The 19,079-nt window shown below is 59.9% G+C and carries 16 protein-coding genes; 10 read left to right on the forward strand and 6 right to left on the reverse strand.

Features of this window, described 5'->3' with window-relative positions; translation table 11 throughout:
* Positions 1 to 217: 217 nt before the first annotated feature.
* The 4 genes from N902_RS0115460 to N902_RS0115475 all read right to left on the reverse strand — a co-directional run bounded on the left by N902_RS0115460 (position 218) and on the right by N902_RS0115475 (position 3,433).
* Complete coding sequence (locus tag N902_RS0115460) at positions 218 to 835, reverse strand: hypothetical protein (protein ID WP_027371630.1); 618 nt, start codon at positions 833 to 835, stop codon at positions 218 to 220.
* A gap of 39 nt (positions 836 to 874) precedes the next feature.
* Positions 875 to 1,429: a YeeE/YedE thiosulfate transporter family protein gene (locus N902_RS0115465; protein WP_027371631.1), complete on the reverse strand. Its 555-nt coding sequence runs from the start codon at positions 1,427 to 1,429 to the stop codon at positions 875 to 877.
* A gap of 376 nt (positions 1,430 to 1,805) precedes the next feature.
* Entirely contained in the window at positions 1,806 to 2,321 is a 516-nt protein-coding gene (locus tag N902_RS0115470) for a YeeE/YedE thiosulfate transporter family protein (RefSeq protein WP_027371632.1), read from the reverse strand.
* Positions 2,322 to 2,326: 5 nt separating this feature from the next.
* Positions 2,327 to 3,433, reverse strand: a complete 1,107-nt coding sequence (locus N902_RS0115475; protein ID WP_027371633.1) for a sulfurtransferase — start codon at positions 3,431 to 3,433, stop codon at positions 2,327 to 2,329.
* A 298-nt stretch (positions 3,434 to 3,731) separates the two neighbouring features.
* On the opposite strand from N902_RS0115475, the gene N902_RS0115480 reads away from it, so the two are divergent.
* From N902_RS0115480 to N902_RS18405, 10 genes are all read left to right on the forward strand, one after another.
* On the forward strand, positions 3,732 to 5,708 hold the full coding sequence (locus N902_RS0115480) for a hypothetical protein (protein ID WP_027371634.1): 1,977 nt from the start codon (positions 3,732 to 3,734) through the stop codon (positions 5,706 to 5,708).
* Positions 5,709 to 5,711: 3 nt separating this feature from the next.
* Complete coding sequence (locus N902_RS0115485) at positions 5,712 to 6,323, forward strand: coiled-coil domain-containing protein (RefSeq protein WP_027371635.1); 612 nt, start codon at positions 5,712 to 5,714, stop codon at positions 6,321 to 6,323.
* Positions 6,316 to 6,876, forward strand: a complete 561-nt coding sequence (locus N902_RS19955) for a hypothetical protein (RefSeq protein ID WP_027371636.1) — start codon at positions 6,316 to 6,318, stop codon at positions 6,874 to 6,876. Before N902_RS0115485 ends, N902_RS19955 begins: the two co-directional genes overlap by 8 nt.
* On the forward strand, positions 6,876 to 7,661 hold the full coding sequence (locus tag N902_RS0115495; protein WP_027371637.1) for a S1 family peptidase: 786 nt from the start codon (positions 6,876 to 6,878) through the stop codon (positions 7,659 to 7,661). The genes N902_RS19955 and N902_RS0115495 overlap by 1 nt, the downstream gene beginning before the upstream one ends.
* A 13-nt stretch (positions 7,662 to 7,674) precedes the next feature.
* Entirely contained in the window at positions 7,675 to 9,834 is a 2,160-nt protein-coding gene (gene pilQ, locus N902_RS0115500; RefSeq protein ID WP_027371638.1) for a type IV pilus secretin PilQ, read from the forward strand.
* A gap of 588 nt (positions 9,835 to 10,422) precedes the next feature.
* The gene (locus tag N902_RS18990) at positions 10,423 to 12,084 is read left to right on the forward strand and encodes an ExeA family protein (protein WP_051564678.1); all 1,662 of its coding nucleotides are present in this window, start codon (positions 10,423 to 10,425) and stop codon (positions 12,082 to 12,084) included.
* A 52-nt stretch (positions 12,085 to 12,136) separates the two neighbouring features.
* Positions 12,137 to 13,852: a GspE/PulE family protein gene (locus N902_RS0115510; protein WP_027371639.1), complete on the forward strand. Its 1,716-nt coding sequence runs from the start codon at positions 12,137 to 12,139 to the stop codon at positions 13,850 to 13,852.
* 810 nt (positions 13,853 to 14,662) lie between these two features.
* Positions 14,663 to 15,880 carry a type II secretion system F family protein gene (locus N902_RS0115515; RefSeq protein ID WP_027371640.1) on the forward strand — a complete coding sequence of 406 codons (1,218 nt, stop codon included), beginning with the start codon at positions 14,663 to 14,665 and terminating at the stop codon, positions 15,878 to 15,880.
* Positions 15,881 to 16,029: 149 nt separating this feature from the next.
* Positions 16,030 to 17,367, forward strand: coding sequence for a sigma-54 interaction domain-containing protein (locus N902_RS0115520; RefSeq protein WP_027371641.1), 1,338 nt, complete (start codon positions 16,030 to 16,032; stop codon positions 17,365 to 17,367).
* Between the two features lie 515 nt (positions 17,368 to 17,882).
* On the forward strand, positions 17,883 to 18,098 hold the full coding sequence (locus tag N902_RS18405) for a nucleotidyltransferase domain-containing protein (RefSeq protein WP_279614670.1): 216 nt from the start codon (positions 17,883 to 17,885) through the stop codon (positions 18,096 to 18,098).
* Positions 18,099 to 18,221: 123 nt separating this feature from the next.
* Here N902_RS18405 and N902_RS0115535 read toward each other — a convergent pair whose 3' ends face one another.
* Positions 18,222 to 18,551, reverse strand: a complete 330-nt coding sequence (locus N902_RS0115535; protein ID WP_341830629.1) for a Txe/YoeB family addiction module toxin — start codon at positions 18,549 to 18,551, stop codon at positions 18,222 to 18,224.
* Positions 18,475 to 18,729 (reverse strand): type II toxin-antitoxin system Phd/YefM family antitoxin, encoded by a 255-nt coding sequence (locus N902_RS0115540; RefSeq protein WP_027371643.1) that lies wholly within the window; start codon positions 18,727 to 18,729, stop codon positions 18,475 to 18,477. The genes N902_RS0115535 and N902_RS0115540 overlap by 77 nt, the downstream gene beginning before the upstream one ends.
* Positions 18,730 to 19,079: the final 350 nt, after the last annotated feature.

Genomic DNA, 19,079 nt, shown 5'->3' on the forward strand with positions numbered 1-19,079 from the left:
CGGCAGGCCCGCACATTTTCTTGGTCCCGCCAAAAGGGGGAAACCCGGCACTCACGTGTATGATACGCTCACTCAAACAGAAAGTAGTGACCTGCACGTGAGGAGCCGGGAGGGGGCAGGGATCCCCCTTTGGCGGGACTTAGAAAATACCGGGCCGAAAGTGGGCACACAGAAGAGATGGCAAACTCAAAAAATCCATAGGCTGCGTCGAAGAACCTCATCTATCCTCCGGTCCCCGGTCAAACTCCACAAGCAAAGGAAAATCCTTGTTCACCCCGGGTTGGACCTGGTGGTACAGGACGCTGTCCGAACCAACCCGTCCGCCCATGTCGTAGGTAAAGGATTCCTTGGCCGTATGCCGGAGCCAAAACCCACAGGCCGCAGGCCCCTGAGCATTGTAGGCGGAGTGGAAGTGCACGAACTCATCCCTGGGCTCCGGCCGCGTGGCCAGCCAGGACGCGGGGATGTCCCCGGGGAAAACCGGCCGCATCCTGCGCCCTTGTTTCGGGACATAAGGAGCATCCCCCGGCAGGCAGGCAAATCTGGCCTGGCCGGTAAATAACAGTGTGTCCTCCGGCAGATCCCGGGTATAGAACTGCCTTTCGTTGCGGCAGGCGAAGTTAAGTCTGCTCAGATCAGTGCAGTCCTGGGGCCAAAAATAATAGCCGACAAAAGGCCCGAACTCGTACACCCGGCCCTGGTGCTCCACAATCAGTCGCTGCATGGCTCCTCTGGGAATTTCCCCCGGGGACTCGGCCAAGACCGCACCCTGAGGCCCGAGCATCATCCAGATGCAAGCCGTCAAACAGAATATCGTCAGCTGTCGAAAGAACATGGTGCCGCTCCTTATGCCGACTCATCTCATTTTTCATGGTCATTGTTCAGTCGCTTCAGCCTCCTCCCCGTCCCCCCAGACCCGGCCCACAATCCATATCCCTGCTCCCAGCCCCACAGCCAGAACCCCGACTGCCAGGGGGGAGCTGCCCAGCCACCCATCCAGGGTCAGCTGTCCCTGGTTTGTGGGCATATACAGGGCAGGGATCAGGCTTTCATGCCAGTGGGCAAAGGTCCCGGCGCCGGCCAGGCCGCCCAGGAAGGCAAAGATGGCGTCCATGCGCCCTTCTCCGGCCGCTGCCCAGCAGGTCCCGGGGCAGTACCCGGTCAGCCCCCAGCCGATGCCGAAGAGCGCCCCGCCCAGTCCGGTGGCCACCAGGCTGGTGGGATGAATGACCGTCCGGCCCACGCCCGCGCTTTCCAGCCCCCACAGACCAATGGCGGACAGGACAACAGCCAAAAGCATGAATCTGGGGATGCTTCCGTCCAGCATCAAATGGGCCCGGGCCATGACTCCCGGATTGGTCGCTCCCACCCGCTGAATGACAAAGCCGAAGAACACCCCTGACAGCAGCCCCAGCCAAATATCAGCCATAGCTCGCCCCTTTCCTGTTTGATCACTTTGCAATCCAGATGATCATTTTTGTCGCCACGCTTCTTTTGCCCACCGATCTCTGACCTCAGTCCTCAGCCCTCAGCCTCAGCCCTCAGCCTCGGTCCTCTGCCCTCTGATCTCTTCCCTCTGTCTTCTGTCTTCTGTTCTCTGTCTTCTGTCTTCTGTTCTCTGTCTTCTGTCTTCTGTTCTCTGTCTTCTGTCCTCTGTCTTCCGACCTCTGACGTCTGACTTCTGATCTCTGACCTCTGTCCTCTGACGTCTGACTTCTGATCTCTGACGTCTGACCTCTGATCTCTGACCTCTGTCCTCTGTCCTCTGTCTTCTGTCTTCCGACCTCTGACGTCTGACCTCCGACCTAAGTCCTCTTCCCATACACCACCCGGGCCGTGAGCATGGCCACAGCAAAAATGACCGCTCCAAAATACAGACCGCTGACCGCCAGCTGGGTTGTGCCGGAAATGAACAGCCCCAGGGTGCATCCCCCGGCCAGCCTGGCCCCGAACAGGATCAGAAAACCGCCGATAAAGGAGGCGCTGTAGCGCAGGGCCTTGGATGGACCGAACCGGTTTACCCAGATCCGGGGCACATCCCGGACCGGCCGCTTCCAGGTCCGTCCTCCGATGAATCCGCCCAGGCCCATGCCCAAGACAAAGGCCAAGAGCCAGGATCCTGGGCCGGGAAGCATTCTGTAATGGGCTTTGGACTGGGCATAGTCCGGGGCGATTTCCTGCAGGATCCCCTTGAGGACCACCACGAACCCGCTGGAAGAGGCCGGAGGGCCGAAGGTGGCGAAGATAAAGACAACGATCCCGGCCAAAGCAAAGGCGGCCGGAAACCAGGGCCAATATGCCTGCGTTTTATTCCTGTCCATAGGCCCTACCCTCCGCAGGAGACATATCCGCCCTTGTCCGGGGACTCTTCAGGCGAGGTTGACTGTTCCTGGCTTTGCTCCTTTTCCCCTTGGCCTGCTTCGGCTGCCTTGCTTCCCTGGGGAAGCTCTGTTCCCCTCAGCTCCCGCCGGGTCGTCTCCACCGGATAGAAAAGATCCGGCTGCCCCCACTCGTTCCAGGACCGGGAATAGAGCCGGACGTCGGAGAAGCCCATCAGCCGGAAGATGAAATAGCTGAACGAGGCCCGGCGGGAGGAGTGGCAATAGGGAATGACCGCCCGGTCTGGATTCAGCCCCTGATACAGCTCCTGCAGCCGGGCATAGGATTTTATCTCCTTGCTGTCCTTATCAGTCCAGTTCCGGGTGTACGGAATATTCACCGCCCCGGGGATGTGCCCGCGCTTCAGGGGCTGACCGTTCAGATCAGTGTTGGCCAGCTCTCCGCTGTACTCTCCTGGAGAGCGGACATCCACCACCTGGTAGTAGCGGTCGCTCAAGCGGGAGCGGACAAAGTCCCCGTCCACTTCCAGGTCCAGCCGGGCCTCCCGGACAGGCACCTGGTACAGGACGGAGCCCAGGACATTCGGCTGCTGAACCACCTCCCCCCCGGCCTCTTTCCATCCGTCGATGCCCTGTTCCAGGATCATCTTGTGTTCATGTCCCAGCAGATCAAGGACCCAGAACACATAGGAGGCCGTGGCTCCACCGTCCCTGGCGATGGAATCGTAGAGCACCACTGTGGAGGCCCTGGTTATCCCGTGCTGGCCCAGGATCTCCTGGGCCCGGTCCAGACCCACGAACTCGGCGGCAACCCCCAAAGCCCGATCCGTGCGTCGAAACAGGGACCAGGGCATGCGGACTGCGCCGGGAATGAGGGTATTGTCAAAATGCTCGTCGTCACGGACATCGACCACGACCAGACCTTTGTCCTCCATGTTCTCCTGAAGCCAGGATCCGGTGCACAAAAGCTGGGCATTTGGATACCCTGTGGACTGCCTGGCCTCTGTGGTCCGGACCGAGGCCAGGGACCACCCGACTCCCAGACAGAGAACCAGCAAAATAAGCACATAGCGAACGACACGTATCTCAGGCATTGCTCTCCCTCCTGTGGCCGCGGCCATAGAATGTGTGTATTCCAGGTTAAGGATGGTAATCCAAAACCACGGAAGGGACAAGGACTCTCCCCTGAACAGAACCGTGGCTATCATTCATTTACTTGCGAACAGGGCATGCCCCCGCCCCCTGTCTCTTTTCTGACACTTCGGCAACGCCCTACCAAAACATCTAGGGATTTGAGCCTCTTCCCTCTGCATTGCTTCCTGGACCATTTCTGTGTATTGTGCATTCCGCTGTAAACCGTGCATCCTTTGTATCCATAACCGACGCTTCCTTATGACCGGGCCCCAGGACCAAACTCAGAATATCCCTACCCAACGGCTGCTTGAGCTGATCCGCAGCAAGGGACAGAACCGGCAGGAACCGCCGGAATCTTCAGATCCTTTGCAGCCTGCATCAAATGCTGTCGGCCGCCGGTTGCGTCCAGCCAAAAACATGACCCGTATCGGGGTGGAGATTGCGGACGGCCGCATCTGCATCGCGGGCACGGCATCCGGCAAAGGGCAGTCCAGGCTCTTTTTGTGGAAGATGGCCGACTATGGATCGGACCCGCAGACCGAGCAGGGGGCCCGGGAGCTGAAAAAAATTCTCTCCACAGCCCTGACCCAAAACGGCAAGCCCCCCGGGCAGAACATCGAGTTCTGGGCCAGCTGGGAGTTCTCCAGGGAGGATGTCCACCTCCTGACCCTGCCCATGATGAAGAAAAAGGACATCCCGGCCGCCCTGAACTGGCATCTCAAGCGCCGGGTGGATGTCGATCTGGCCGCATCGGTTTTGGACTTCGAGATCCTGGGCCAGGTGACCGAGGGCAACGTCTCCAAGTATCAGATCCTGGCGGTCCTGGTGCCTCAGAAGGAAGTGACCGGCCTGCAGCAGGCCTTTGCCCGGGCCGGCTATCCCCTGTCCGGGATCACTCCCGCCGCCCTGGCCGACCTCAACCTCTTCCGCTCCAGCTGTCTCTCCCCTGCGGTGCCCAACATCGCCCTGATGCATATCGGCGCCCACACCTCCAGGATCGTCATCGCCAGACACCAGCATCTGTATCTGCAGCGCAGGATCCGCACCGGGAGCAAAACACTGCTGGAGGACCTCCCCGCTCCCGAGCCGGAGTCATCGGAAGAAGGCCCGGACAGCGAGGGGACGGATCCCGAGACCCTCCTGCAAACCCTGCTTCAGTCCCAGGAGCAGGGCTCCGCCCAGTCGGCTGACGCCGGCCAGGAAACAGGCCACCTGCAAGCGGCGATCGAGCCCGGAGTGGACAGGCTTATCCGCCAGGTGGAGCGGACCCTTTCCTATTACACCAGGAATCTGGGCTTTGATCCGGTCCAGCGCCTGTACCTCTCCGGCCGACTGGCCGCGATCCCCGACGTCCAGTCCCAGTTCGCCAGGACCCTGGATCTGGAGGTCAAGCCTTTGGACGGGTTTGCCGGCAATCTGGGGCAAACCGCACCTCAGCCGTCCTCCCCGGCCCAGAGACTGAGCCTGGGCACTGCCTTGGGCCTTTCCCTGTCCAGACCGGATCAGACCCTGAACTTCCTGCGCACATTTGCCCAAAAGGCCCGGGACAGGACCATGCTTCGGACCCGGCTGGCCGCAATCGCTGCGGTTACCGTCCTGCTCGGTGTTCTGGCCGGTTTCCACCTCTGGCAGCAGGTACACATCGCCGCCAGGGAAGGGGCGCTCCAGGAAGCCGCGCAACGGGCTGAGCAGCTTGATACCCGGATCACAGCCCTGCAAAAACAGATCAGCACCCTGGAGCCGGATGGAAAATCCCGGAGCAGATCCCAGCTTCTGCGTCTGGTTCAGGCCAAGTACTCCTATTGGCGGGAATACGCAGACCGTTTCCAGCCCCTGGCCTATCTGAGCGAGATCTTTGCTCGCCTCCCGGACCAGGCCCGGATTGAAAAGGTCTTTGCCTATCTGCAGGACGCGGGCCCCGGGGTTGCCTTGAGCCTGGAATCCACCTCCGATTCTTCCCCGGATCGGGTCCTGTACTCCGACCCGGGGGCGGGAATCACCCTCCGCCAGCCCGGGCGAGAACAGGCTCCGGAGTCCGGCAGCTTCGACACGCTCATCGTGGTCAAGGGCATGCTTTCCGCCTCCGGCCGGACCAGGCATCTGGTTTTGGACCAGCTCACCCGGCGCTTGAATGCGTCTCCGCTGTTTCAGGTCTGGGACAGCCTGGGGCAGGAACACGTCAGTCCGTCCGTGGGACCGGCCATTGAGTTTCACGTGCTGCTTACAGTGGTGTGATGTATGTCTCTATCCCCGCGGATCACCCGGACTGTGCAGAACTTCTTCGTCCCAATCCTGGGAATGATTGCCATTTGTGTTCTGCTCTTTGTCTTCATCCTCCCGGCTGACCAGCGGCTTGAGGAGCTGGAGGCGGATATATCCAGCACCGAGCAGCGGATCCGGGACCGAAAGAATGCCGCGAGCCTGCTGCAAAACAAACTGACCTCCCTGCGGCAGTCCCAGGCCGCCCGGAAGGACAAGCTGACCAAGCTGGAAAAGGAGCTTCAAGCCTGGCAGGAAGAACTGGGCAGCACCAGCCAGTTCTCCCTGCCCGAAACCGCCCCTTTTCCTCGCTCCCCTGACATGCTACCCGGCGCGGTGAGCACCAAGGCCGCGGACAGCGGGCTCACGGACATCGATGTCCGGCTGCTCAAGCCGTATCCCGGGCAGGCGCCCCACACCATCGGGGTTCGGGTTTCGGGCACAGGCTCCTCGGTCTCGGAGCTGCGGACCTTTGTCCGCAACCTGCTGGAAACCCCCTATATAGCATCTATAGATCAGCTGGAGCTTAGGACCTGCCGGGACGGCATCTGCGTGGATCTCAAGCTCAGCGTTCCCTTGTCATATGAGTAAACGGGAAAAGATATTCATCGCCCTGACTATTGCGGTCGCCGTGGGAGCCCTGCTCTTTTTGTATCTGGACCGCGCCCCCCGCGATCCCTCAGGCCCGCGGACCGGCGCCCAATCCGCATCTTCGGCCCAGGACGCTGCGGCCCGGGTCCAAAAGGTGCAGGATCCCCCGGAGGTGAATCCTGAGGAGTATACCCTGAGCTCCCGCGACCAGCGGATCATCCTGGCCGCGTCCCAGCCCTGGCCCAAAGAGATCTTTGTGCCCCAGAAGCAAGCAAGGCCCCAACCATCCGGAGACACTCCGGACCCGGGCCTGCGCTACAGCGGCTACATGCAGACCAACGGGCGCTGTCTGGCCATCATCAACGGAAGACCCTATGCCTCCGGCGACCGTCTGCACGGAACCGGATGGGACCAGTACCACGTCCGGGACATTACCCCCCACAAGGTGGTCCTGACCACCTCGCAGGGCAAGCGCAAGACCCTGGCTTTGCAGACCCAGCGTGGTTTGACCTTTCATTCCCCGCCCACCGTGGCCGGAAAAGAGGAGCAGTGATGCATACAGGTCCGGATACAGGCGTTCAAAGATCCAGGGTCCTTGGACACGGACTGCGCACAGCTCACGGTGGTGCTGCCCTGCCCGGCATCTTCCTGGTCCTGGCCTGCCTGGTCTGCCTGTGGGCAGCAGGCCCTGTCCACCCCCTGCACGCGGCATCCACCGACAGCTCCGTGCTCCGGATAACCGCCCGCGACGGGTCGTCCCAGCGGATGGGAACCGCATTCTACGTTCATCCCAATATCCTGGCCACCAGCTACCACGTCATTCAAGGGGCAACCACGATCACTGCGGTCCGGGACACGACCCGGGTCCGAATCACCTCCCTGCTGGCCTTTGATCCCAAGCGGGATGTGGCCCTGCTCTACACCCCACTTGAGGGCCCCGCCCTTCCTTTGGGCTGGGAGGATCTCGAACCCTTTGCCCAGGTCCAGGCCCTGGGCTTTGTCTCCGAGGGGTCCGTGCAGAAGATCCCGGCCGTCTTCATGGCCTGGGAGCAGATCGCGGGCATCTGGCACATGCGCCTTCAAGGACCTGTTCAGCCCGGAATGAGCGGCGGCCCGGTCCTGAACCGGGAAGGCCGGGTGGTGGGGCTGAACCGGTTCACAGCCGCCCCGGACACACCCTCTGCTGCAGTAGCCGTGGGCGTCCGGGCCGTGCGCAGGCTCCTGGACCGTTCCCTGGCTGAACCGGAGTTCATGGACCTGGCCGCATTCGCCCGCAAGACCGGGAACCGCCCCAAACTGCAGACCCGGGACAACCGGCTCCTGATTACCGACCAATAAAGGGTGACCATATATGCGAACCTCTCTTTTCGTGCTGTGCAGCCTCGGCGCTGCCCTCATCCTGGCCGGATGCTCCCAGTCCCCAAAACAGCCTGACCAGGCCTTTTTCGAGAAATGGCAGAAAGTCGCCGAAGAAAGCCAGGGCTATTCCCCGGAACAGGATGTACAGGTCCAGGATCTGGACCAAGAGGTCTTCGAAAGCATGACCGTCCAGGGAGACCCGGAGGCAGAGGGCTCATCCCGCTCCCTTCCCACCCAGCCCGTCACCCTCAAGTTGCAGAACCCCACCCCCATCCGGGCCGTCCTCCGCCTGCTATCCAAGGGGGTGGACCAGAACCTGGTGGTCAGCCCCCAGGTCCAGGGCAAGGTGCAGATCGACCTCCAGGACGTGCCCTGGGCCGATGCCTTTGCCACCATCCTGAAAAACCACGGCTACACCTACTCCTGGGAAGGAGACGTCCTGCGGGTGATCACCCTGGAGGACCTGGAGCAGGAGCGCAAAATCAAGGAAAAGCAGGCCCAGGCCGCTGAGAAGGCCATCCAGGCCGAAAAGGTCACCCGTTCGGCCCGGGTGACCAAGGTGGTCAAGGTCAAGTATGCGGACCTGGCCCAGATCCAAAAGACCATGATCCAGGCCCTGGGAGGGGAAACAGAGTCCCGGACCCAGACTCTATCTGAACAGGATGCATATCAGTCCGGAGAGACAAACGAGCTCCCTGAGCTTCAAGCCCAAAGATCCGAGGACCCCCAGACCGCTCAAGCCCGGGTCACGTCCATAGCCCCCAAGGGCACGGTGATCGCCGATCCCTTTTCCAACTCCCTGATCGTCCGGGCCGGACGGGAGGACATGGACATGCTCATGAACCTCTACCGCTACCTGGACCAGCCTCCCCGGCAGGTGCACATCCGGGCCCATATCGTGGAAGCGACCAAGGAGGCCGGCCGCTACCTGGGCATCCAATGGGGCGGGGCCTACTCCACGGGCATTGGGACGGAGGATAGGCTCTGGGCCCTGCCCGGAGGGACATTTGGGGATGCCGGCTCCGATCCGGTCCAGAGCGGTTCTTCCGACTCGGCCCAGGACGGCGGGGGCACCGGGGGAGGAGACGGGGACGGCTACACCTCGCTTTTCGATCCCGGCCTCAGCGGCCAGGGTCTGGGGGTGAACCTTCCGGCCGAGATGCCCGGTGGCAGGGGCTCCGGCATCGGCTTCATGGTCGGGGAGATCGGGGGCAATATCCTGGAGGTCCAGCTCTCGGCCCTGGAAGAGGAACGGATGGCCCACATCCTGTCCAGCCCGTCCATCACCACCATGGACCACCAGCAGGCCTTTCTGGAGCAGGGCCAGGAAGTCCCTTACGAAACAACCGACGACGAGGGGGACACCAATGTGGAGTTCAAGGACGCCACCCTGCGTCTGGAAATAACCCCCCATATCATCGACCAGGACCAGATGCGCCTGGAGATCAGCATCAAAAAGGACGAGGTGGACCAGACCTTTGACGTCAAAGGCAATCCCCTGATCAACCGCAAGGAGACCAAGACTACCCTCATCGTGCACAACAAGGAGACCGTGGTCATTTCCGGCCTGACCAAGGAGACCAGCGGGACCAGCGACTACGGCGTACCCTGGTTGAAGAGCATTCCTGGTCTGGGACGGCTTTTCAAGGGCGACGAGCGCACCTCGCAGATGAACGAGCTGCTCATCTTCATCACCCCCCAGCTCCTGCGCAAGCGAAGCGAGGTCCAGACAGTGCCCATGTCCGGGATTTCACCCCAGGAGCTGCAGGAACTGCAGTCCACCGGGAACCCCAAGGCCAGGACCTGGAAGACCACCAGCCATGAGCACCTCCAGGCCGAAAAATGGGACCAGGCCCTGCGCACCGCGTCCATTGCCGTCGCCCTGGACCCCGGTCTGGCCCAGCCCTATATCACCCGCAGCCTGGCCTTGCAGGAACAGGGCGAGTATGCCAGGGCCTACAAGGATGCCCGCCGGGCCCAGCATCTGGAACCGGACAATCCCCGGGCCCTGCTGGCCTTGGGCCGGGCCCTGCAAGGGCTGGGGCATACCCGGAAGGCCCTGGAGCACTTCGCCCGCAGCTGCGGCCTGGGCAACGACAAGGGATGCCGGGCCCATAAGGAGCTGTTTGAGAGGATACAAGGCAAGGATTAATAACAAACCCACCTGCCCTGGCGGTTACGCTTGCGTTAACGAAACATGAAAACAACATATTCCGCAAAAAAAACAAGATGTTAGAACATTGTTTTCATATATCCATTTTGATGAGGGATTCTTCGCTCGCAGACTCGCTCAGAATGACAAGAAGAAAGAATGGCGGCCCGCTGACAGATGACAGAGGAATCAATTGGTGGGAGACTCTAGTTTGGCTCATCCTTGACATCAATCGACTTTTTGCAGTTCCGTCCCTCTTGTCATTCTGAAGGAGCGTAGCGACTGAAGAATCTCTTGTATTGTATATACTTGTCTCCTGGGTAGGCAGAACTCAACATACAAACAATTTCGATACCGATACCGACTGGGTGTGGTTACCCATTGTTGTGATTTTCTTTCTTCGGGTTCGTAATCGCTATCGGGATCGATATCCATAAACTGAGGGTTCCTGCTGCACCGAATGACATATTCTTTCGATTTCGATTTCGATACCGATACCGACTGGGAGTGGTTACCCAATCGGATCCTGATAACTATTAACGAATAACTCATAACAGTTTTTCATACAAAACAAGTGCCTGATCGTATATGTCCTACTACACCTTTCTCGGCCTGAGCCAGGAGCCGTTTTCCAACTCGCCGGACCCGGATCTCCTGTACCGCTCTCCGGATACCGCCCGCTGCCTGCAGGAGCTGGAGATCGCGGTCCGCCTGCACCGGGGGCTGAATGTGGTCTTCGGCCGGGTAGGAACCGGAAAAACCACCATCTGCCGGGAGCTGCTCCGCCAGCTCTACGACGACCCCAAGATCAGAACCTTCCTCATCCTGGACCCCGGTTACGGCTCCCAGCTGGAGTTCGTCCGGGCCCTGGGTCGGACCCTGGGGGTGCCCGATCCTCAGAGCAGCCACCTGCAGGCATACAAGGACGGCATCCAGGACTGGCTTTTGACCAGGGTCAACGAGCACGGGGAGACTGTGGCCCTGCTCATCGACGAAGGCCAGAAGATCCGGGACGACTGCCTGGAGATCCTCCGCGAGCTGTTGAATTTCGAGACCAATACCGCCAAGCTGCTCCAGATCGTCCTCTTTGCCCAGACTGAGCTGAGGCCCCGGATAGAGGCAGTGCCCAATCTCATGGACCGAATCAACTTCCGCTATGAGATCGGTCCGCTGAGCCCCGGGGAAACCAGAGCCATGATCGAGTACCGCCTGGCCAGAAGCAGGCGAGAAGACAGCCGGCCCATCCGACTCACCAGTCCGGCAAGCTGGACCATCTACCGGACCACCCGCGGGTATCCGCGCAAGATCATACATATCTGCCACCATACCCTGATCCTCATGGCCTCCCGCCAATCCCAGACCATGCGCCGCAAATGGGTCCTTCAGCATCTCAAGGAACAGGGAGCCGGGGGCAGGCCCTGGGCCGGACGCGGAGCCCTGGCCGCCCTGTGCCTTGCCGCAGCTGTCCTTCTGGGGGCCGTGTCCGGGTCTGTCTGGAATCCCTTCACCGCCCCGCCCGCCCGGGAAAAAACCCCGGCCTCATCCGTTGCAGTGCCCAAAAACCCGCACCCTGCGGGACAGGAAGACCAGGCCGCATCCGGTTCCCGTTCCGCTGTTGACCGGGACAAAGTGGTCACATCCCGCACCCTGGAGCACACCGACCGGAACACGCAGCCCATTGCCCATGGGCAGCAGCCTGAACAGCAGCCGGAAAAGCATCAGAACGCAGCCGCCCAAGCCTGGCCGGAGAACCTGGGGACCATATCCCTTCCTTTCCGGGACTCGGTTTGGAACATCTCCAGTACCGTGTACGACACCCGAAACAGCAAAACTCAGACCGGGATCATTCTGCCGGCCATTCGCCAGGCCAATCCCGGGCTCCCGAACCTGGATACCCTCAGCCCCAAAACCCCGATCCGCTTCCCTGTGCTGCCCGGGCTGGCCTCTCTGGTCCCCGGGCAATGCCGGATAAGCCTCCTGCACAGTGACGACTTGAGCACGGCCTACGCCGCATTCAATGACCTGCAGGCCTCCCTGCCCCCAGAGGTCCCCGGTCCCAGGTTCCTGGCTCTCTGGGACCACAGAAAGGGGCTTAGATTTCATGTTGTGACCGGCTCCAGCTTTGAGAGTCCGGACCAGGCGGCCAAGGCAAAGAAGAACCTTCCCGGCCGCCTCCAGGATGAGGCCCAGATCCTGGATTGGACTGAAAACTCTGTCCGGCCTGTGTGTTTCGGCTCAGGAGAATTGTGATCAAACAGGTTCAAGCCTGCCAATGAACATCGATAGGTGAAAGGAGGCCTTTGTGCGCCAAGCTCCCCGTCTGGGCGAACTTCTGGTCCAAAAGGGCCTGTTGACCACTAATCAGCTGCAGGACGCCCTGACTGAAAAGAAGAAATACGGCCTGAAGCTGGGCGAATACTTAATCCGGGAGAATATCGTCCGCGAGCAGGATGTGATCGAGGTCATCAGCAAGCAGCTGGACATCCGGCGGTTTCGGTTTGACCAGTACCAGCTGGATCAGAACCTGACCTCCCTCATCCCCTACACCGAGGCCAAAGAGCACTCCATGGTCCCGGTACAGAAGAAAGGGAACGTCCTGTACCTGGCCATGACCGATCCTCTGGACATCAACGCCTTCGACCAGGCCGAGATCCTGACCAACCTGGATGTGGAACCCCTGATCTGCTCTGAGTCCGAGATGCAGAGCCTTTTATCCGCAGTCTACGGGGAGGGCAGCGACAGCCTGCGGGTCATGGAGGAGTTCGAGGGTCTGGAGGCGGACGAGGACAGCCAAGAGCAGGACAGCGGGCTGTTCACCCCTGGAGAGATCGAGGTCAGCGCCCTGCGGGACATGGCCCAGGAAGCCCCGGTCATCCGGCTGGTCAACTCCCTGCTGGCCCAGGCCATCCGGGAGAAGGCCAGCGATGTGCACTTAAGCCCGGAAAAGAAGCAGGTCCAGCTCCGTTTCCGCATCGACGGCGTTTTGCAGGACAAGCCGGCTCCGCCCAAGTCCATGTTCCTGCCCGTGGTCTCCAGGCTGAAGATCCTGGCCAATATGGATATCGCCTCCTCCCTGGTCCCTCAGGACGGGCGGTTCACCGTGACCATGCAGGGCAAGGAGATCAACGTCCGGGCCTCCAGCCTGCCCACTATCCACGGCGAGAACCTGGTCCTGCGCCTGCTGGACATGAGCGCCGGGGTCATGAACCTGGAGGACCTGGGCATGGATCAGGCCCTGCAGGACATGCTGAACGGATCAATCACCAAGCCATACGGCATGATCCTGTCCACCGGCCCCACCGGCAGCGGGAAAAGCACCAGCCTGTACTCCATCATCAAGTCCGTGAACACTCCGGACGTGAACATCATCACCCTGGAGGACCCGGTGGAGTACCGGGTGAGCAGGGTCCGCCAGGTCCAGCTCAACCGCAGGGCCGGGATGACCTTTGCCTCCGGACTGCGCTCCATCATGCGCCAGGACCCGGATGTGATCATGGTCGGAGAGATCCGGGACCTGGAGACTGCGACCATTGCCGTCCAATCCGCATTGACCGGGCATCGCCTGCTGAGTACCGTGCACACAAACGATGCGGCCGGGGCCATTACCCGGCTCATCGACATGGGCATCGAACCTTTTCTGGTCGCGTCCTCTCTGCTGGTTTCCTTTGCCCAGCGCCTGGTGCGCAGGGTGTGCCCGGCCTGCGCCGAGCCCTACACCCCGGACCGGCACCTGCTCAAGTACTGGGGCCTGGACGAACGGAACGATGTGACCTTTATGCGCGGCCGGGGCTGCTTTCAGTGCAATCAGACCGGATTCAAGGGCCGAACCGGGGTCTTCGAGATCCTGGTCAACGACGAGCAGGTCCAGGACATGATCCTGGAGCGCAAGTCCGGACAGCGAATCGCCCGGGTCCTGCATCAGGAAGGCAAGCTCCGGACCCTGAAGGAGGACGCCCTGGACAAGGTCCTGCGCGGGCTGACCACTCTGGAGGAAGCCACATCCAAGGTCATGGTCTAGACGGAAGTCAGGGGCAGAGGTCGGAGATCAGAGGTCAGACGTCAGACGTCGGACGTCGGAGATCAGAGATCGGAAGTCAGACGTCAGAGATCAGAAGTCAGAGGTCAGAGGGCAGAGGGCAGACGTCAGAGGTCAGAGATCAGGGGACAGAGGTCGGAGATCAGAGGTCAGCGCCACTGGCGGCCGGTTATCTGTTATCAGCAAGAAGCTGGCGAGTGGGGTGTAGGGGCGAATAATCATTCGCCCTCTTCATTTATCGCTCCCACGCTCTGCGTGGGAGCTAGCCTGGACCGCTCCAGCGGTCTCTTGTCTTGTTGGACGCCAAAGCGTCCGGCCACGTTTCCACGCAGAGCATGGGAACGATAAGGGTCATGGTATAGTCAAACGTCAGAGGTCACAGAGAATAAAGGCGGGAAGAAAAAACACCCCCCTTGGATTCCCCCCTCAAGGGGGGGCCTGATGCGTCCAGCACGGGGGAGGTTTTCAATAAGGTGGTACGGATTCGTCCATCCGGAGTCGAGATTCTTCGATTCATGCCTCCCTCCGGAATCAGAACCGCTGCCGGTATCTGTCCCAGTCCCCCCCCTGAGGGGGGTTGGGGGGTGTTTCTTCCTGCTTTTTCATTTATCGCTCCCACGCTCTGCGTGGGAGCCAGCCTGGACCGCTCCAGCGGTCTCTTGTCTTGTTGGAGGCCAAAGCGTCCTGGCGAAGATGGGGTGTGTGGGATGCAGCCCCACAGACCCTTGCCCCTTATTCCTTGCCCCGAGGCCCTGCTAACGGATAACTATCAACAGTCACACATCATAGAACATGCTCTACTCCTACACCGCCATTAACCCCAGGGGGCAAACCGTTCGGGGGACCCTTCAGGCCCGCTCCGTGGAGGAAGTGGAGGAGCATTTGGCCTCCAGGGATCTGATTCCCCAGGAAATCAAGCAGCGCAGCCGCCTGAGCGCCGCCTTTTCCCGCGAGGGACTGGCCGTCCGCTTTTCCCGGGTCAAGGCCCAGGAGCTCATCCTGTTCAGCAAGCAGTTTCGGACCATGTTCAAGGCCGGAATCTCCATCATGGAGATCTTCCGCACCTTGAACTCCCAGAGCGAAAACAAGAAGCTGCAGGCCATCGCCGCGCAGATGCAGGAGGACATCCAGGAAGGCTCCTCCCTGCACGCCTGCTTCGCCAAGCACCCGAACGTCTTTTCCAATCTGTACTCCAGCATGATCCAGGCCGGGGAGATCAGCGGATCCCTGCCCGACGTCATGGACCGGCTGATCTATCTTCTGGATCACGAGCACAAGGTCAAGTCGGACATCAAATCCGCACTCCAGTATCCGATCATTGTCCTCATCGCCCTGGGGGTGGCCTTTTTCATCCTTTTGACCTTTGTCATCCCCAAGTTCGCCTCCATCTTCAAGAGCGCCGGCCTGGACCTGCCCCTGCCCACGGTCCTGGCCATCGGCCTGTACAACTTCCTGGCCGACTTCTGGTTTCTCCTCCTTCCAGGACTGATCGGCCTTGTCCTGGGTCTTGTCTGGTACACCAGGACAGATCAGGGCCGCTATTACCTGCACACCCTGCTTTTGCGCCTGCCCGTGATTGGAGATGTGATGCAGAAGGCGGCCATGTCCCGTTTCGCCAGCATCTTCGCCATCCTGCAGACCAGCGGGATCACGGCCCTCAATTCCCTGGCCATCTTGTCCTCCACCATCGGCAACGCGGCCATCTCCCGGGAGTTCGATACCATTCAAGAGCTGCTCATCGAGGGCCGGGGCATCTCCGAGCCCTTGCGCAGCTCAAGGTACTTTCCCCCCATGGTGGTCAACATGGTGGCTGTGGGCGAACAGGCCGGGAACCTGGATGAAATGCTCAGGGAGATCTCCAGCCACTACGACGACGAGGTGGAGTACGCTGTATCCCAGATGTCGGGAAATCTGGGACCTGTGCTCATCGTTGGCTTGGCCGCGGTGGTCGGCTTCTTCGCCCTGGCCATCTTCTTGCCCATGTGGGACCTGACCCAGATGGTCCGATAATGCTGGCATATAACCACGGCTCTCCGCGTAGGGGCAGGCTGCACGTCTGCGCGTTATGCCTGCCCCTCTTTTGGCTCAAACCACTGGTTTTGGGGTTATACGTGTCCCTAGTTTTTGTATTGTAACATACTGATAAAACAGTAAACACTATGAAGAACTACTTTCTTCGCCTGAACATCCTTATCCCGTTCATCTTTGCCGGCCTGGGGCTTTTGGCCTATATCCTGGGCGGCCAGATCTGCCTGGCCTATGCCCCAACCGACCCCTGGGCCCACCGGTTCTTCGCCCTGCTGGTAGCCCTGGTCTGCGGCCTGGTCGGCCTGCTCATCACCCGCTTCATCCGCACTCCGGTCCAGGACTTCGTCCGCCGGGCCCAGCACCTGACCACCCAGGCCGGGGCCGGCTCCGGGCAGTCACCCCCGGACCTCCAGGACGCTGAGAGCGAAAAGTCGCCGCCCAGATCAGAGATCGATCTCTACTCCCGGGTCTTTGAGCAGGTCACCGACCTCCTGACCCAGGTCGAGGCCAAGCACATGTTTCCAGAGATCATCGGCTCCAGCCCGGCCCTGCGCGCTGTCCTGGCCCAGGCGGCCAAGGCCGCCCCCACCCAGGCCACGGTCCTCCTGCTCGGAGAGTCCGGGACCGGGAAGGAGCTTTTGGCCTCAGGCATCCACGCCCAAAGCGAGCGATCCAACGGCCCGTTCATCGCCATGAACTGCATGGCCATTCCCCAGGACCTGTTGGAAAGCGAGCTCTTCGGGCATGCCAAGGGGGCCTTTACCGGGGCCCATCAGGCCCGAAAAGGCAAGTTTGAGGAAGCGGATCAGGGCACCCTGTTCCTGGACGAGATCGGGGACATGTCCCTGGATCTGCAGGGCAAGATCCTGCGTGTTCTGCAGGAGCAGGCTTTTCAGCGGGTGGGCGGCAACACAACGATCAGAACCGATGTGCGGATCATCGCGGCCACGAACAAGGACCTGGAAGCTATGGTCCAGGCCGGCACCTTCCGGGAGGACCTCTACTACCGCCTGAATGTCTTTGCCCTGACCCTCCCTCCATTACGGAACCGGAAAGAGGACATTCCCGTTCTGGCGGAGCATTTTGCCACCCGGGAAGATTCGCGGGCCGGCATCTCCACTCAGGCCATGCACCTGCTCATGGCCTGGAACTGGCCGGGGAACATCCGGGAGCTGCAGAACACTGTCCAGCGGGCTTTGATCCTGGCTGAAGACGGAGACATTCAGGTCCAGCACCTGCCGCGGGAGCTGAACCTGGGGCTGAACCAGACCCAGCAGGAGCAGGTCGACCATTCGACAGATCTGGATCAGCGCCTGGCCGAGCTGGAAAAGAGCTTTATCATTCAGGCCCTGGAACAGGCCGGCGGGGTCCAGGCCAAGGCTGCCGAGCTTCTGGGCATCAAGCAGAGGAGCCTGTGGCACCGGGTGAAGAAGTACGGGATCAATGTCCAGCAGTACAAGTCGAATTGAATGCGATGCAGAAGGGACCAGATGCAATGAGGACAGAGATCAGAAGACAAAAAAAGCAGGAAGAAACACCCCCCAACCCCCCTCAAGGGGGGACGGGCATGGAGATCGACAGCGGTTCCGGGGTGAGACATGAATCTCAGGATCTCAACTTAGCATGAACCAATCCGCACCCCCGTATTGAAAACCTGCCCCGGACTGGGCGCATCAGGTCCCCCCTTGAGGGGGGAATCCAAGGGGGGGGTTTCTTATCCTCGTATCCTTCCCACGCTCTGGGTGGGAACTTTCCCGGACGCTCCTGCGTCCAAACCAAGAGGGCGAATGATTATTCGCCCCTACAGCCCACTCGCCAGCTTCTTACTGGATCAACTTGGCGGCTTCTTGCTGATAACAGATAACTGATAACCGACCGCCAGTGGCGCTGAGCTCTGCCCTCTGACGTCTGACCTCTGACCTCTGTCTCCCGTCTTCCTCGGCCCTTGTACCTCGGCCCTCCCTCCGGCTGGGAGCGCATTGCAATGGAGACTTCAGTGTCCAGCCAGATCGGAATCGATGTGGATCTGGTCATTTTCCATCAGGCCCCCCCGCTTTTGCAGCACCAAGTCCTCAAGTATGGCCGCCTGATCTTTGAAAAGAACCGGTCCGAGCGGATCAGGCAAGAAACATGGGCCAGATACGAGTATTTGGATACCAGGTATCTGTACAAAGAGCTCGGAGACCTGATGCATGAATGATATTGAGCTTCTCTCTCACAAGCTCTCATATCTGCGGGACTATGTACGCCACCTGGAACAGAAGGGAAACCCGGCAGTGAAGCACATTTTTAATTATTTACATCAAAGGGCATTGCGAAGCATTCAGTAATGATAACGGCAGGAGATTATAGTCACATATGTATCATCCACAGCGTAAACTAAACGATTGGTCTCATCTATTCGGCGGGACCAGAATCCTGAGAGACTTTCCTTAAGGGGCTCTGGCTTGCCCATGCCTTCAAATGGCGAACGTTTTGTATCAGCTATCAGCTTATTTATTCGCTTAAGTTTCTTTTTGTCTTGGCCTTGCCAGAAGACATAATCAGCCCAGGCAGCATCTGTCCATGCAAGCATCCTACTCATCAATAATATCCCGGACCGTTGTCTTGCCGGACTTGTACTGATCAATAGATTCCGCCAAATGAGCGGCATTGGCTGGTGACTTCAGCAAGTGAACTGTTTCCATTAAACTATTGTATGACTCCAAGGACATGACCACAGCATCTTCAGCATTGCGTCGGGTAATGATGGTACATTCAGCATCATTGACCACATTATCCAATACAGATTTCAAAGCATTTCGCGCTTCAGAAAAAGAAATAACCCGCATAATCTCTCCATGATCCGGTCTATTATTCTCTTGTTGTACAAGATATACGACAACTGAGTCCGCCAGTCAAGCCTTTTCAGGATCCGCTGGGAACACTACAGAAGATGATCAGCCTCACACTCACCATCTCCGAATAGCCAGACCGGCTGTGGCGAAAGGGGCGATAAAAAAAGGCAGTCACGCGCAGACGCGTGACTGCCCCCTGTATGAACCCCCGGCCCCTCAAGACAGAAGTCAGAGGACAGAGATCAGAAGACAAAAAAAGCAGGAAGAAACACCCCCCAACCCCCTCAAGGGGGGACGGGCATGGAGATCGACAGCGGTTCCGGGGTGAGACATGAATCTCAGGA

Source organism: Desulfovermiculus halophilus DSM 18834 (genome assembly GCF_000620765.1).
Taxonomy (GTDB): domain Bacteria; phylum Desulfobacterota; class Desulfovibrionia; order Desulfovibrionales; family Desulfothermaceae; genus Desulfovermiculus; species Desulfovermiculus halophilus.